This window comes from Phenylobacterium sp. (assembly GCF_025934275.1).
GTDB lineage: Bacteria > Pseudomonadota > Alphaproteobacteria > Caulobacterales > Caulobacteraceae > Phenylobacterium.
In genome coordinates this window covers 13,451-28,348 of the sequence record NZ_JAICYI010000050.1, presented here as the reverse complement: position 1 = coordinate 28,348, position 14,898 = coordinate 13,451, and the positions used below count along the sequence as shown (strand labels likewise).

13 protein-coding genes are annotated in these 14,898 nt (G+C 72.2%); 4 read left to right on the top strand and 9 right to left on the bottom strand.

Features of this window, described 5'->3' with window-relative positions; all coding sequences use genetic code 11:
* Window positions 1-6: 6 nt before the first annotated feature.
* The 3 genes from smc to Q0W60_RS13045 all read right to left on the bottom strand — a co-directional run bounded on the left by smc (window position 7) and on the right by Q0W60_RS13045 (window position 4,745).
* Window positions 7-3,447: a chromosome segregation protein SMC gene (gene smc, locus Q0W60_RS13055; RefSeq protein WP_297696269.1), complete on the bottom strand. Its 3,441-nt coding sequence runs from the start codon at window positions 3,445-3,447 to the stop codon at window positions 7-9.
* A 4-nt stretch (window positions 3,448-3,451) separates the two neighbouring features.
* Window positions 3,452-4,096: a DsbA family protein gene (locus Q0W60_RS13050; protein ID WP_297696267.1), complete on the bottom strand. Its 645-nt coding sequence runs from the start codon at window positions 4,094-4,096 to the stop codon at window positions 3,452-3,454.
* A 103-nt stretch (window positions 4,097-4,199) separates the two neighbouring features.
* A complete protein-coding gene (locus tag Q0W60_RS13045) occupies window positions 4,200-4,745 on the bottom strand; it encodes a DciA family protein (protein ID WP_297696265.1) in 546 nt (181 codons plus the stop codon).
* A gap of 122 nt (window positions 4,746-4,867) precedes the next feature.
* On the opposite strand from Q0W60_RS13045, the gene mutY reads away from it, so the two are divergent.
* The gene (gene mutY / locus Q0W60_RS13040; RefSeq protein WP_297696263.1) at window positions 4,868-5,914 is read left to right on the top strand and encodes an A/G-specific adenine glycosylase; all 1,047 of its coding nucleotides are present in this window, start codon (window positions 4,868-4,870) and stop codon (window positions 5,912-5,914) included.
* A gap of 9 nt (window positions 5,915-5,923) precedes the next feature.
* Here the strand turns inward: mutY and Q0W60_RS13035 are convergent, their stop codons facing one another.
* From Q0W60_RS13035 to Q0W60_RS13025, 3 genes are all read right to left on the bottom strand, one after another.
* Window positions 5,924-7,003, bottom strand: a complete 1,080-nt coding sequence (locus tag Q0W60_RS13035) for a DNA methyltransferase (RefSeq protein ID WP_297696271.1) — start codon at window positions 7,001-7,003, stop codon at window positions 5,924-5,926.
* Window positions 7,004-7,171: 168 nt separating this feature from the next.
* Entirely contained in the window at window positions 7,172-7,846 is a 675-nt protein-coding gene (locus tag Q0W60_RS13030) for a ribonuclease HII (RefSeq protein WP_297696261.1), read from the bottom strand.
* Window positions 7,839-8,441 carry a DNA-3-methyladenine glycosylase I gene (locus tag Q0W60_RS13025; protein WP_297696259.1) on the bottom strand — a complete coding sequence of 201 codons (603 nt, stop codon included), beginning with the start codon at window positions 8,439-8,441 and terminating at the stop codon, window positions 7,839-7,841. The genes Q0W60_RS13030 and Q0W60_RS13025 overlap by 8 nt, the downstream gene beginning before the upstream one ends.
* Window positions 8,442-8,608: 167 nt before the next feature.
* Between Q0W60_RS13025 and Q0W60_RS13020 the strand changes: the two genes are divergently transcribed.
* Window positions 8,609-9,205, top strand: coding sequence for a hypothetical protein (locus tag Q0W60_RS13020; RefSeq protein WP_297696257.1), 597 nt, complete (start codon window positions 8,609-8,611; stop codon window positions 9,203-9,205).
* Window positions 9,206-9,244: 39 nt separating this feature from the next.
* On the opposite strand, the gene Q0W60_RS13015 is transcribed toward Q0W60_RS13020, so the two are convergent.
* Both Q0W60_RS13015 and Q0W60_RS13010 read right to left on the bottom strand, forming a co-directional pair.
* Window positions 9,245-10,837, bottom strand: a complete 1,593-nt coding sequence (locus tag Q0W60_RS13015) for a hypothetical protein (protein WP_297696255.1) — start codon at window positions 10,835-10,837, stop codon at window positions 9,245-9,247.
* A gap of 127 nt (window positions 10,838-10,964) precedes the next feature.
* Window positions 10,965-11,843: a folate-binding protein YgfZ gene (locus Q0W60_RS13010; RefSeq protein ID WP_297696253.1), complete on the bottom strand. Its 879-nt coding sequence runs from the start codon at window positions 11,841-11,843 to the stop codon at window positions 10,965-10,967.
* 62 nt (window positions 11,844-11,905) lie between these two features.
* Between Q0W60_RS13010 and Q0W60_RS13005 the strand changes: the two genes are divergently transcribed.
* Together Q0W60_RS13005 and Q0W60_RS13000 are read left to right on the top strand one after the other, a co-directional pair.
* Window positions 11,906-12,916, top strand: coding sequence for a glycosyltransferase family 9 protein (locus tag Q0W60_RS13005; RefSeq protein ID WP_297696251.1), 1,011 nt, complete (start codon window positions 11,906-11,908; stop codon window positions 12,914-12,916).
* A complete protein-coding gene (locus tag Q0W60_RS13000; protein WP_297696249.1) occupies window positions 12,909-14,243 on the top strand; it encodes a dihydroorotase in 1,335 nt (444 codons plus the stop codon). Before Q0W60_RS13005 ends, Q0W60_RS13000 begins: the two co-directional genes overlap by 8 nt.
* Window position 14,244: 1 nt before the next feature.
* On the opposite strand, the gene Q0W60_RS12995 is transcribed toward Q0W60_RS13000, so the two are convergent.
* Window positions 14,245-14,859, bottom strand: a complete 615-nt coding sequence (locus tag Q0W60_RS12995; RefSeq protein ID WP_297696246.1) for a YceI family protein — start codon at window positions 14,857-14,859, stop codon at window positions 14,245-14,247.
* Window positions 14,860-14,898: the final 39 nt, after the last annotated feature.

The window sequence follows — 14,898 nt, the reverse complement described above, 5'->3', positions numbered from 1 at the left end:
CCTCGCCTACTGCGCCGCCATGGCCTCGGCCTGGGTCAGGTCGACCGAGACCAGCTGCGAGACGCCGCGCTCGGACATGGTGACCCCGAACAGCCGGTCCATCCGCGCCATGGTCACCGGGTTGTGGGTGATCACCACGAACCGCGTCTCGGTGCGCGCCCGCATCTCGTCGAGCATGTTGCAGAACCGCTCGACGTTGGCGTCGTCCAGCGGCGCATCGACCTCGTCCAGCACGCAGATCGGGGCCGGCTGCGAAAGGAACACGCCGAAGATCAGCGCCATCGCGGTCAGCGCCTGCTCGCCGCCGCTCATCAGGCTCATGGTCGAGAGCCGCTTGCCCGGCGGGCAGGCGTAGATCTCCAGCCCGGCCTCCAGCGGGTCCTCCGATTCCACGAGCCGCAGCTCCGCCTGCCCGCCCTGGAACAGCGCCGAGAACAGGCTCTTGAAGTGCTCGTTGATCCCGTCGAAGGCGGCGATAAGCCGCTCGCGGCCCTCGGCGTTGAGCTGGTCGATCCCTTCGCGCAGCCGGGTGATCGCGCCGGCCAGGTCCGCCCGCTCGGCGTGCATCGTGCTCAGGCGGCCCGCATACTCCTGGGCTTCCTCGTCCGCCCGCAGGTTGACCGGCCCGATCGCCTCGCGCTGGCGCTCCAGGCTGAACAGGTGCGCCTCCACGCCGTCCGCGTCCGTCGGGATGGCCACCGCGTCGTCGGCCAGCCGCTGGCCGAGCTGCTCGGGCTCCATCCGCACCGCCTCGCGGATCTGCAGCGTCGCCTCCCCGAGGCGCGCGTCGGCCGCCTCCTTGTGCGCGGTGAGCGCAGCGCGCAGCTCGCGAGCTTCCGAGGCCGCGGCCTCGGCGGCCCGCAGGGCCCGGTCGGCCTCGGCCCGCTCGCCCTCGGCGGCGGCCAGCGCATCGGAGGTCTTGCCGCGGCGCGCCTCGGCGATGGAGAGCTCGTCGAGCAGGGCGGCGCGTCGGCTCTCCAGGGTCGCGGGCGCGGCCCTGGCCGCCTCCAGCTCACCGATCGCCTTGCTCCGGGCCTGGCCGAGTCCCTCCAGCCGCTTGCCGGCGGCCGTGGCGCGGCGCGTCCAGTCCTCGTGCTCGCGGGCGAGCTGCTCCAACCGCTGGGCGCGGCCGTTGCGCTCGCGCAGCTCGATGTCGAGGGCGGCCCGCGCCGATGCGGCGGCCTCGCGGGCCGGTCCGGCGCCGGCCCGGGCGGCGGTCAGCCGCTCGGCCACGTCGGAGACCTCGGCCGGCGCGGCGTCGGCTTCCGCCGCAGCCAGCGCCGCCTCGTGCTCGGCGAGCTCGGCCTCGAAGCGGCCGATCAGGTCGTCCAGCGAGGCGGCGTGCGCCTCCCGGCGCGCGCTCTCCCGCTCGAACCGCTCCAGCGCCGTTCGCGCCGCGAGCGCCGCCTGCTCCAGCGCCGCCGGCGCCCGCCGGGCGGCTTTCAGGGCCTCCTCCGCGTCCCGCACCTTGGCCGAGCCCGCCGCCAGCGCCTCGCGCGCCGCCTTGGCTCTCGGCTCGAGGGATTCGATCTCAACCTCGACCTCGGCCAGCCGGGTCCTCTGCTCCAGCCGGACGGCGGCGGGCTTGGGCGCCTCGGCGCGCGCCGTGAAGCCGTCCCAGCGCCAGAGGTCGCCCTCCCTCGAGACCAGCCGGCAGCCGGTCGGCAGCTCGGCCTGCAGCCGGTCGCCCTCGGCGCGGTCCACGAGGCCGGTGTGAGCCAGGCGCGCGGCGAGCGCGGGCGGCGCCTTGACCACCTCGGCGAGGGCCCGCACGCCCGCGGGCCAGGCCGGGGAGGCGACATCGCGGCCGCCCCAGAAGGCCGGCGCGGCCCTGTCGAGCGCGGCGTCCAGGTCGTCGCCGAGCGCCGCGGCCAGCGCCGCCTCGTAGCCGCGGTCCGGAGCCACCGCGTCGATGGCCGGCGCAAACCCGCCGCGGCGCGCCTGCGCCACCAGCTGCGCGAGCGCGCGGGCCTCGGCGGTCAGCCGGCCGAGCTGGTCCTCGGACTTGCGCGCCGCCTCGCGGGCGGCGGCCTCCGCCTCCACCGCTTGGCTCCGCGCCTCCTCGGCGGCCTCCAGGGACTCGCGGGCGGCGGCGAGCTTGGCCTCAGCAGCCTCCAGTTCCGTTCTCGCCAGGGCGGCCTGCGGGCTCGCGGCGGCCTCCAGGGCCGCGCGCTCCTGGCCCGCCTGGTCGAGCACACGGCGGGTGCGCGAGGCCCGGCTGCGCGCCTCCTCCAGCCGATGCGCCGCGGCGCGGCCGTGGGCCTCCTGGGCGGCGAGCTCGGTGGCCAGGCGCTCCACTTCGGCGTCGGCGGCGGCGCGGGCGGCCTCGGCCGCAGCGGCTTTGGCCTCCAGCTCCGGCGTGCGCTCCGGCGCCGCGGCGATGGCGGCCTCCAGGGCGGCGATCTCCTGGACCAGGCGGCCGAGCGCCGCGCCGGCGTCCTCCACGATGTGCGCCTCGCGCGCCTCGTCGGCCTCGATGCGCTGGATCTCGGCGGTGAGGCGGGCGACCTCGGCCGCATGCGCCTCGTGCTCGCGGTCGAGCCGGTCCTTGTCGATCTCCAGCTTGTGCAGCACCGCCGCGGCGATCGTCTCGGCCTCGCGCAGCGGCTTGATGGCCTCCTCGGCGGCGGCGGCGCGGATGGTCGCCGCGGCCGAGGCCCGGGCGGTTTCCTCCACCGCGCGCAGCGCCGCGGCCGCCTCGCCGCCCAGCCGCTCGGCGGCAGTCTTCGCCTCGGCCCAACGAGCGTGCAGCACCGCGCCCTGCAGCGCGCGGATCTCCGCCGAGAGCTTCTTGTACCGCTCCGCCTGGCGGGCCTCGCGCTTCAGCCGGCCGAGCGTCGTTTCCAGTTCGCGAGCGACGTCCTCCAGCCGCGCAAGGTTGGCTTCCGCCGCCCGCAGCCGAAGCTCCGCCTCGTGGCGCCTGGAATGCAGGCCCGAGACGCCCGCCGCCTCCTCTAGGATCATCCGGCGGTTCTGCGGCTTGGCGGCGATCAGCTCCGAGATCTGCCCCTGGCGCACCAGCGCCGGCGAGTTGGAGCCGGTCGAGGCGTCGGCGAACAGCAGCTGAACGTCGCGCGCCCTCACCTCGCGGCCGTTGATCCGATAGGCGGAGCCCGCGCCGCGGTCGATGCGGCGCACCACCTCCAGCACCGGATGATCGTTGAACCCCGCCGGCGCGCGGCGGTCGGCGTTGTCGATGGTCAGCGCCACCTCGGCATGGTTGCGCGAGGGCCGGTTCGAGGTCCCGGAGAAGATCACCTCGTCCATGCCGCCGGCCCGCATGGCCTTGGCGGAGTTGGCGCCCATGACCCAGCGCAGCGCCTCCAAGAGGTTCGACTTGCCGCAGCCGTTCGGGCCCACGATGCCGGTCACCCCCGGCTCGATGCGGAACTCCGTCGGATCGACGAAGGACTTGAACCCGGAGAGCTTGAGCCGCTGGAACAGCACGCCGCTAGCGCCCCTTCCGCTGCGAGGCCGCGGGACCCGCCGCAGCGCTCCGCGCCTTGGCGATCGCGGCGTCCAGCGTGGCGAGGTCGGTCTCGCCCTCGATCCGCTGGCCGTTGATGTCGAAGGTCGGGGTGGAGCGGACGCCGTCCTTGCCCATGGCCGCTTCGAAGCGCGCGTTGAGCGCCTTCAGCGCCGCCTCGTCGCTGGTGCAGGCGTCGACCTGCGCTTCTGTGAGGCCGTGGGCCTTGGCGACCTTCAAGAGCGGTTCGCGGACGGAGTCGGAGGTCCACTCCGCCTGGCTGCGGAACACCCCGTCCAGGATCGGGAAATACTTCGCCTTGCCGCCGCAGCGGGCGATCAGGAAGCCGGCGGCGGCCACCTCCTGCGGCGGGGTCAGGAACTCCTTCAGCGTGTAATAGACGCGGCCGGTGTCCACGTACTTCTTCTTGAACGCCGGCCAGACCTCCTGGTCGAACCGCGCGCAGTGCGGACAGCTCGCCGAGGCGTACTCCGTCACGTGCACCTTGGCCTTCGGATCGCCGAGGCTCATGTCGCCCTGCACCACCCCGGCCGGCACGCCTGCGGCCAGCGCAGGCCCGCCGCTCAGCGCGAGCGCGGCGGCGGCGATCATGATCCGGCGGTCGAGCATCAGGGCGTCCGTTCCGAAGCGGCAGTAAAGCGCGATTCCCGAGCCGTCGCCCACCTGCGTCCGGGACGCCTCAGGCGTGCGGCAGCCGCGCCCGCAAGTCAATTCAGCGGTTGTGTCGCAGGACCCCGCGCCCCAGCTGCAGCAGCGCCCGTTTCAGCGGCCCCTCCGGCGCCTCGGCGAGCTCGGCCGCGAGCTTCGCCTCCTCGGCGGCGTCGAGCGGCTTGGGGCGCCGCGGCGGCGGGCGCTGGGGCTCGGACGCCCCGCGCAGCGGCCCCTGCACGACGCGCATCTTCTGCACCGCGTCGGCGCCCAGGAACAGGTTCACCCGCGCCAGGATCTCGTGGGCCTGGTGCTGGATCAGCGCCGCCGAGGGCCCGGCGACCCGGATCTCCAGCGAGGACGGTCCGCCATTGCGGCCCTTCACCAGCTTTACCGGCTCGGTGCGCCGGGCGATGTCGGGCCCGACGATCTCGCGCCAGCGGGCGGCGAGCGCGCCTGCGCCCTGGCCGAACTTGCCGTCCAGCTCCTTGAGCAGCGGCCGAAGCGCCCGCCCGGCGGGCGGCGGCGGCCGGACCGGCGGCCGCGTGCGCTTGCGGCTGAGGATGGCGAGGGCCTCTTGCGGCGTGGGCAGGGTCCGGCGCGGGGGCATGTGCTCAATCTAGTCTCGGCTCATCCCCGCGAAAGCGGGAATCCAGACTGAGCCTGCCGCTGCGGCGATTCAGCTTGGGTCCCCGCCTTCGCGGGGATGAACGGGAGTGTTAGCCAGATCGCGTGAACGCCGAGCCCCTCCGCTCCGCCCTCCTGGCCTGGTACGACGCCCACGCGCGCGACCTGCCCTGGCGCGTGGCCCCGGCCGCTCGCGCCGCCGGCCGCAAGCCGGATCCCTACCGCGTCTGGCTCTCCGAAGTGATGCTGCAGCAGACCACCGTGCCGCACGCGACGCCCTACTTCCTGAAGTTCCTCGCCGCCTGGCCGACCGTGACCGATCTGGCGAACGCCGAGGACGGTGAGGTTATGGCCGCCTGGGCGGGGCTCGGCTACTACGCCCGCGCCCGCAACCTTCTGGCCTGCGCCCGGGCCGTGGCGCGCGATCACGCCGGCCGCTTCCCCGAGACCGAGGAGGGGCTTCGCGGCCTGCCGGGCCTGGGCCCCTACACCGCCGCAGCCGTGGCGGCGATCGCCTTCGACCGCCCCGCCAACGTGGTCGACGGCAATGTCGAGCGGGTGATGGCGCGGCTGTTCGCGCTCGAGGCGCCGCTGCCGGAGGCCAAGCCCGAGCTCAAGCGCCTCGCCGGCGCGCTCGTCGGCGACGACCGCCCGGGCGACTGGGCCCAGGCGCTGATGGACCTGGGCGCCGTCGTCTGCCGTCCCAAGACGCCGCTCTGCGACCGCTGCCCGATCGCGCCGCACTGCGCGGCCCTGGCCGCCGGCGATCCGGAGAGCTACCCCCGCCGCAGCCGCAAGCCCGATCGCCCGCACCGCTATGGCGTGGCCTACCTCTTGACCCGCGGCGAGGAGGTCGCCCTGGTGCGCCGCCCGCCGAGCGGCCTCTTGGGCGGCATGCTGGCGCTGCCCACCTCCGACTGGCGCGCCGGCCGCTGGAGCGAGACCGAGGCGCTCGCCGCCGCCCCCGCGCCCGCCGCCTGGCGCCCGGCCGGCGAGGTCGAGCACGGCTTCACCCACTTCACGCTGACGCTGTCGCTGCTTCGCGCCGAGGGCCAGGCCGAGGGCGTCATCTGGACCCGCCGCGCCGGCCTCGAGGCGCTGCCCAGCGTCTTCCTCAAGGCCGCGAGAGCGGGCCTGAACGCGTTGCTCTGAGCCGGGGATCTAGCTCGGCAGCTCCTTGCGCACCTTGGCGCGGAGCACGTCGATGGGGGCGAGGCCCTTGTCGGACTTGAAGTGCCAGTAGGTCCAGCCGTTGCAGGCCGGCGCGGCCTGCACCATGGCGCCGACCTTGTGGATCGAGCCGGTGAGATCGCCGACCGCCAGGCTCCCGTCGGGGCGCACGCGCGCCGACTTCTTGCCCTGCGGACAGTAGAGGATGTCGCCGGGGCGCAGCAGCCCGGCCTCGACGATCTGGCCGAACGGGATGCGCGGCTCGGACTTCTTCGAGGCGGTGACCGCCACGTCCTCCGGCCTGGCCGGCGTCACCCGCGCGATGCGGGCCTCGGCAAGCGTCACGTACTCGGCCTCGCGCTCGATGCCGATGTAGCGCCGGCCGAGCCGCCTGGCGGCCGCCCCCGTCGTGCCGGTGCCGAAGAAGGGGTCGAGGATCACGTCGCCGGGCTTGGTGGAGGACAGGATCACGCGGTGCAGCAGGGCTTCCGGCTTCTGGGTCGGATGCGCCTTGGCGCCGGTCTCGTCCTTCAGCCGCTCCTCGCCGGTGCACAGGGGCAGCGTCCAGTCGGAGCGCATCTGCAGCTCGTCGTTGGCCATCTTCATGGCGTCGTAGTTGAAGGTGTAGCGCCGCCCGCCCCGGCCCTTGGCCGCCCAGATCAGGGTCTCGTGGGCGTTGGTGAAGCGCGTGCCCTTGAAGTTCGGCATCGGGTTCGACTTGCGCCAGACGATGTCGTTGAGGATCCAGAACCCCAGGTCCTGCAGCGCCGCGCCCACGCGGAAGACATTGTGGTAGGAGCCGATCACCCAGATCGCGCCGTTGTCCTTCAGCACCCGCCGGCATTCCTTCAACCAGGCGCGGGTGAACGCGTCGTAGCTCTCGAAGCTCTCGAAGCGGTCCCACTCGTCGTCGACTGCGTCGACCTTGGAGTTGTCGGGGCGCAGCAGGTCGCCGCCGAGCTGCAGGTTGTAGGGCGGATCGGCGAACACCAGGTCGACCGAGGCTTCGGGCAGCCTGGCGAGCTCCGCCAGGCAATCGCCGTGGATGATCCTGTCGACGCGCTCGCCCATCACCGAATTCCCCGGATGCAACAGATTGAATCCTGGAGCGCTTATGGTGAAGGCCCGGTTGACCGACGTGGTCAACGACAAGTTAAGCGGGCCCCGCGCCGGTCGATCGCCTCAGGCGGCGAGCACGGCGTTGACGCGCGGCCGGCGGGACCGGCTTGATTCAGCCGATCAATCGGCGAACGGCAGCTGGTCCTGCTGGCCTGCCTCGTCGAACGCCATCAGCGGGTCCTTGCCCATCAGCGCCAGCTTCACCGGGCCCCAGGCCATGCGGTGGATCTCGCAGGGGCCGAGGCTGAGCAGCGCCTCGGCGTGGATCGGCGCGCGGTAGCCCTTGTGGCTGGCGAAGCCGTAGCCGGGATAGAGGGCGTCCATCTCCACCATCAGCCGGTCGCGCGCCACCTTGGCCAGGATCGAGGCCGCGGCGATCGACTTCGACTTCGCATCGCCCCCGACCACCGTGGTCACTACGCACGGCAGCTCGAAGCGGTAGTTGCCGTCGACCAGGGCGAAGGCCGGCTTCACCGCCATGGCCTCGACCGCCCGGCGCATGGCGAGGCCGGTGGCGTGCAGGATGTTGAGGCTGGCGATCTCCGCGACCGAGGCGAAGCCGACGCCCCAGGCGACGGCCCGGGCCTTGATCTCCGGCTCCAGCGCCTCGCGCGTCCTGGCCGACAGCTTCTTGGAATCGTCGAGCCCTTTGGGGACCTTCCTCGGATTGCTCTCCAGGATCACCGCCCCCGCGCACACCGGCCCCGCCCACGGCCCGCGCCCCGCCTCGTCCACGCCGCAGACCAGCCCGCCCACGAACGCCCGCTCCAGCAGCATGGTCGGGCCCTTAGCCATGTGCGTGACCGCCCATCGCGGTGACCGGCTCGTAGCGGAAGCAGGAGGTCAGGTGGTCGTTGACCAGGCCCACCGCCTGCATCCAGGCGTAGACGATCACCGGCCCGACGAACTTGAACCCCTTGGCCTTCAGCGCCTTGGAGACCTCGAGGGCGAGCGGCGTCTGGGCGGGGATGCCGCTGTCCAGGGTCCAGGCGTTCTGGACCGGCCGGCCGTCCACGAAGCTCCAGCAGAACGCGGAGAAGTCCTCGCCGCGCTCGCGCATGGCCAGGTAGATGCGCGCGCTGTCGATCGCCGCGTCGATCTTGGCGTTGGAGCGGATGATCCCGGGATCGGCCATCAGCCGCGCGCGCTCGGCCTCGCCATACCGCGCCACCCGCTCCGGATCGAAGCCCTCGAACGCCGCGCGGAACGCCTCGCGCTTGCGAAGGATGGTGATCCACGAGAGCCCGGCCTGGAAGCCGTCCAGCACCAGCTTCTCCCAGAGCGCGCGCGGGTCGCGCTCCGGCGCCCCCCACTCCTCGTCGTGGTAGGCCTCATAGAGCGCATCGCCGGCCATGCCGCGCCAGGCGCAACGGGTGGGACTCGAGTCCATCGAGGCCGACTTTCAGCCGAGCCGGGCGCTGAGGACAAGCCGCCGCGGCGACGCGCGTCTCCCAAGGCTTCCAACTGTCGCAGACCCGGCGGCACGCTCACGCTCTTGCGTCGCCACGTAACAGTGTTACGGCTATGCAATCCAGCGAGTGGTTCAGGGAGGGAGCCATGCACAGGCAGGTCATTATCCTGAGGGTCACGGTCGCCGCGGCGGTGCTCGCGGTGGCGTCGGGGGTCTGGGCGGCGGACAAGATGGCGGGGACGGGACCCGCCAAGCCCGCCATGGCCAAGGGCGGCGGCGATGCGGCCATGATCGCCAGCGCCGAGAAGGCCGCGCCGATGGCGGTCAGCGGCAAGGCCGCCATCATGGCCATGGACGCCAAGGGCGGCATGCACATGCTGCGCAAGGGAACGAACGGCTTCACCTGCATCCCGGACGATCCGCAGACGCCGGGCCCCGATCCGATGTGCGCCGACGCCAACGCCATGGAGTGGATCCAGGCGATGTTCGCCAAGAAGCCGCCGCCGCAGAAGACCGGCTTCATGTACATGCTGGCGGGCGGCACCGACGCCAGCAACACCGATCCCTATGCCGGCAAGCCCACCGGCAAGAACCACTGGATCAAGACCGGGCCGCACGTGATGATCGTCGGCGACAAGTCCCTGCTCGCCGGCTATCCGGCCTCGCCGGACCCGAACACCGCCGCGCCTTACGTCATGTGGGCGGGCACGCCCTACGCCCACCTGATGGTGCCGGTGAAGTAGCGGTGCGGGCCGGCGGTTTGCGCCGCCGGCCCGGCAGCTTCAGCTGAACAGCCCGAGCTCGGTCGCCCAGCGCCCGTTCTCGCCCAGCAGCGACGTGCCGTGGGTCTCCGCGAACTGGTTGAACGCCCAGTATTGGCCGGGATGCAGCGGATCGGCGGAGATCGAGCTGTAGTCGCCCCACCGGTTGTCGTGCGTCCCGAACGTCCGGTAGTAGTTCGCCAGGCCGCCCTCCAGCAGCTGCCAGCCCAACGTCGACGTCCCGGTGCCCGGATTGATCGTCTCCTCGTAGGCGCTCGGGAAGCCGTCGTAGGCGGTCCCCGTCTGCGGCGCGCTGGTCGAGAAGCTGATGGCGAGCTCGTCGTTCCCGTTCGCATCGGTGCTCACCGCGAGCGACGGATAGAAGGTCCTGAGGTTCGAACCCGGGAAGGCCGCGTTCCCGCTGACGTCGCCCTGATTCAGCAGCGACACATGGCCGGACGAGTCGACGCCCAGCTGGAACCAGTGCGCCGTCGCGTGGCCCGCGTCGGCGCCGCTCGTCGGCAGGATCGTCGCGGCGACGTACAGGTTGTTGTTGCCGCTGAGCACCGCCAGGCTGGTGCGGCTGTCGTCGCCGTCGAGCGTATGGCTGGTTCCGGGCTCCGGGACAGAGATGCCGGCGAAGGTCGTCAGCTGGTCGATCTTTCCGCCGAGGTCGATGGTCTGCTCGGCTCCAAGGTTCCCACTAGCATCGACGTGTACGACGTGCAGTACGTTGTGGCCGGCCGCGTTGGTCGCCGAATTGTACGAGATCAGGAAGTTGCCGCTGGCGCTCCCCATGTTGGTCGGCGCGGCCGAGAAGAAGTCGTTCGCCCCCGCGCCGACGGCCGAGACGTTGACCGCGCTCGCGCCCACGCCCCCCGATACGTTCGTTTCGCTCTCCACCCACAGCCGCGTGCCGGAATAGCTGCCCCCCGCGAAGGTGAACATGTTGCCGGTGATGTAGATATTCCCGCTGTGGTCGAGACCGACCTGCGGAAAGTCCGCCCACGAGCCGCTCGCCGCCTGCGTGGCGTCGATGGCGACGGCATGGAAGTCCGCGGCCCCTTGCGGCGAGCCGTTGTTCGACACCGCGACCAGCAGCTGACTTGTCTTGTTGGTCGCATTCTGGTCGACCGCGACGATGATGAAGCGGTCGCTCGCCGCGTCGTACATGATGTGCGGATCGAACGCGCCGCCCAGAAAGCCGGTGGCCCCAGAGAACACGTCATCGAGCTTGAAGCCCGCATGGGACGTCAGCGTGTTCCCGTCTGTCCCGCCGCGGTCGAACTCCTCGACCACGCCGTTGACGCCCACCAGGATGGCCGTCTGGCCGGCCGCGGAGGTGCTGTCCGGCGGGATGAAGTAGTTGCCGTTGACCGTCGCATTGGTGTCGAACGTCGGGCCGGCCTGGGCGTCCATGGCCTGCGTCGGGAAGGTGCTCCCGCCGCCGCCTCCGCCGCCGCCCCCGCCGCCGTGCGTCGGCGGCTTCAGGGCGTGGTCGAGGACGTGGGTGTCCGTCGCAGCGTGTTCCCACGGGAAATCGGCGCCCGCTCCGGAGTCGCCTTCCACGAGCGCGTTGTAGTCAGGATCGATGTCGCTGGTGATGAGTGGCACGGTATTCCCCCAAGCCGCTGATTCGCGCCGCCAAGCATGCTGGCCCGAACATGGCGAACAAGAAGTGAAGAACGCTGTAAACTGAAAGTCCAGCCGATACGCGCCGCGGGGGAACTGAGGCCCGCCGTCACGCCTCCCGGGGGTGGAGCCAGGGCGGCCGTTCGACCTTGACGGACCGACCGTCGACGCTCAGCGCCGCGCCCTCGATGCGGTCGAGCCGCAGCAGCGCCATGGCGCGGCCCTCGCGCCCGGTGAGCACCTCGCCGGCCCGCCGCTCGCCCGCCATGACCTCCGTCCCGAACGCCGGCGGCCGGCCCTCGAACGCGATCGGGAGCATGCGGTTCTTCACCTGCCCGCGCCGCTTCATCCGCGAGGTGGTCTCCTGGCCGACGAAGCAGCCCTTCTGGAAGTCGATCCCGTTGAGAAGGTCGAAGTCGGCCTCGATCGGATAGGTGCGCTCGACGCCCCAGTCGCCCGGTCCCGGCGCGCCCGCCGCCAGCCGATGCGCCTCGTAGTCCGCCTCGCTCCCGATCGTCGCGCCCGCAGGCGCCGCCGCCGCATACCCCCGCCAGCCCAGCTCGGGAAGCCGCGGATCGGCGAGCCATGTTCCGCTCACCCCCGCGAAGACGGGGGCCCAAGCTGAGCCAGCCGCGATGGATCCGCCGCTCGGATTCCCGCCAGCGCGGGGAAAGACCGCGGCCACGTCGGTCGGATCGGCCGCGATCTCCACCTTCGCCCGCAACCGGTAGATCATCAGCCGCTGGATCAGCGCCTGCCGCTGCGCGGCTTCCACGTCCAGCCAGCAGCCGTCCTCGCGGCCGACGATGAACAGGTCGTGCAGCAGCCGCCCCTGCGGCGTGAGCAGCGCCCCGAACCGCGCCTCCCCGGGCCGCAGGCTCTCCACGTCCTGGGTCAGCAGGTTCTGCAGGAAGTCACGCCAGCCGGGGCCGCGGACGGCGATCAGCGCGCGGCTCGCGAGCGGGGCGAAGGTCAAGCTATCAGCCATCTGCGCAATTTGGGCTCGCGATGAGTGGAGCGCCAGCCGCGAGCGCCCTATAGAGGGACGCCATGACCCGCGGGACCTTCCCGATTCTGTTCATCACCTCGACGCGGATCGGGGATGCGGTGCTGTCCTCGGGGCTGATCAAGCGGCTCACCGACGAGGTGCCGGGCGCGCGCTTCACGATCGTCGCCGGCCCCGAGGCCGCGCCGCTGTTCTCCGAGGTCCCCGGCCTCGATGAGCTGATCGTCTTCGCCAAGCAGAAGGACGGCGGCCACTGGTTCGACCTCTGGCGCAAGGTCCGCGGCCGCCGCTGGGGCTTGATCGTCGACCTGCGCGGCTCGGGGGTCTCGCGGTTCCTCTCGGCCAAACGCCGCGCCATCCTGCGCCGCCAGCCCGGGCCGCCGACGCACAAGGTGATCGAGGCCGCCCGCGTGCTGCGCATCGAGGACGAGCCCGCCGCGCCGTTCATCTACACCTCGCCCGAGATCGAGGCCTACGCGGAGGAGCTCACCGCCGGGACCGGGCCGATCCTGGCCATCGCGCCGGCCGCCAACTGGGTCGGCAAGACCTGGCCGCTGGAGCGGTTCAGCCAGGTCGCGATCCGCCTGCTGCGCAGGCCTGGCGCGCCGCTCGCGGGCGGGCGGCTGATGGTGGTCGGCGGCCGCGGCGAGCAGAACCTCGGGCGCGACCTGAAGGAGGTGGTCTCCCGCGGCCAGCTGATCGACATCGCCGGCAAGGTCGACCTGCTCACCGCCTTCGCCTGCCTGAAGCACGCGCGCCTGTTCATCGGCAACGACTCCGGGGCCATGCACCTGGCCGCCGCCGCAGGGATCCCGACGCTCGGCCTGTTCGGCCCCTCCGACGAGCGGCTCTATGGCCCCTACGGTCCGCTCACCCGCGTGGCGCGCACCGCCCGCAGCTTCGAGCAGATCGAGGCCCAGGATCCGAGGCTGAACCAGGCCATCTGCCACATGATGGACCTCTCGGTGGACGCCGTGGCGCGCGCCGCCGAGGAGTTGCTGGCCGAGACCGCCCCCGCCGCCCAGCCGGCCGAGCCGGAGGCCTCCGATGGCTGAAACTTATGACCTCATCGTCAGCGGCGGCGAGGTCGTCAACCACGCCGGCCGCGGCCGGGCCGACGTCGCCGTGCGCGGCGGCAAGGTCGCCGCCATCGGCGACCTCGCTCAGGCCTCGGCCGGCGAGGTGTTCGACGCCAGGGGGCTCACCGTCCTGCCCGGCGTCATCGACACCCAGGTGCACTTTCGCGAGCCCGGCCTGGAGTGGAAGGAGGACCTCGAGAGCGGCTCGCGCGCGGCCGTCCTGGGCGGCGTCACGGCCGTCTTCGAGATGCCGAACACCGAGCCCAACACCACCGACGCCGACGCGCTCGCCGACAAGCTCGCCCGCGCCAGGGGCCGCATGCATTGCGACCACGCCTTCTACATCGGCGGCACGCACGAGAACGCTTCCTTCCTTGGCGAGCTGGAGCGCCTGCCCGGCTGCTGCGGCGTGAAGGTGTTCATGGGCGCCTCGACCGGCACCCTCCTGGTCAAGGACGACGCGGGCGTCGAGGCCGTGCTCTCGCACATCAACCGCCGCGCCGCCTTCCACTCCGAGGACGAGTACCGCCTGGAAGAGCGTCGTCCGCTCGCGCGCACCGGCGACTGGACGAGCCATCCGGAGGTGCGCGACGTCCAGGCCGCGATCCAGTCCACCGAGCGGCTGGTCCGCATCGCCAGGCGCCTGGGCAAGCGCATTCACGTGCTGCACGTCTCCACGGCGGAGGAGATCGTCTACCTCGCCGCGCACAAGGACGTCGCCTCGGTCGAGGTCACCCCGCAGCACCTGACCCTGGAAGGCCCCGAGGCCTACGAGCGGCTGAAGGGCTACGCCCAGATGAACCCGCCGATCCGCACCGCCGAGCATCGCGCCGGGATCTGGGCGGGCGTCGCCAACGGGGTCGCCGACGTGCTGGGCTCCGACCACGCGCCGCACACCGCCGAAGAGAAGGCCCGGCCCTATCCCGCCTCGCCCTCCGGGATGCCCGGCGTGCAGACCCTGCTGCCGATCATGCTGACCCACGTCGCCGAGGGCCGGCTCAGCCTCGAGCGGCTGGTCGACCTCACCAGCCATGGCGCCAACCGCCTGTTCGGCCTCGCCGACAAGGGCCGTCTCGCCGTGGGCTACGACGCCGACCTCACCATCGTCGATCTGAAGGCGCGCCGGCCGTTCCGCCACGAGGACATGGCGAGCCGCGTCGGCTGGACCCCGTTCGTCGGGCTGGAGGCCAAGGGCTGGCCGGCCGCGACCGTGATCCGCGGAACCGTGGTCATGCGCGACGACGAGGTCACAGCCCCGCACCGCGGCGAGCCGGTCCGCTTCCAGGACACGCTGGCGGCCTGAGCTAGCCCGCCTTCTTCACGAAAGGAGCGGAGAGGATCAGGTCGACGTCGTCGCCGACCACGGCGGGCAGGTACTTGCTGATCCCGAATTCGCTGCGCTTGATCCGCCCGGTGGCGTCGAAGCCCACCATGTAGGCGTGGCTGAGCGGGCTCGGCCCGGCGCCCTTGAGCTTGGCGTGCAGCACCACCGGCTTGGTCACGCCGTGCAGGGTGAGCTCGCCCGCCACGTCGGCGCTCTGCGGGCCGGTCGGCGTGATCTTCGTCGAGCGGAAGGTCATGGTCGGGAACTTGGCCGCGTCGAACCAGTCCGCCCCCTTCAGCTCCTTGTCGAGCACGGCGTTGGTGGTCGAGACGGTGTCGACCGGCACCGAGACCTCGAGCTTGCTGGCCGCGGGGTTCTTCGGATCGAGCGTCAGGGTTCCGGACGCATGGGTGAAGTCGCCGTACCAGGTGGAGTTGCCGGTGTGGGTGACGGCGAACAGCACGCGCGTGTGGATCGGCTCGATCGCGTAGGTCCCCGCCTGCACGCCGGCCGGGGCGGCGGGTTGGGCGAGCGCCGCCGTGGCGGCCGAGACGGCGATGAGGGCGGCAAGGGCTGGGGATGGGATGGACGTCATGGCGTTCCTCGCACTCGTTCCATATCCCCCTCGCCGCGC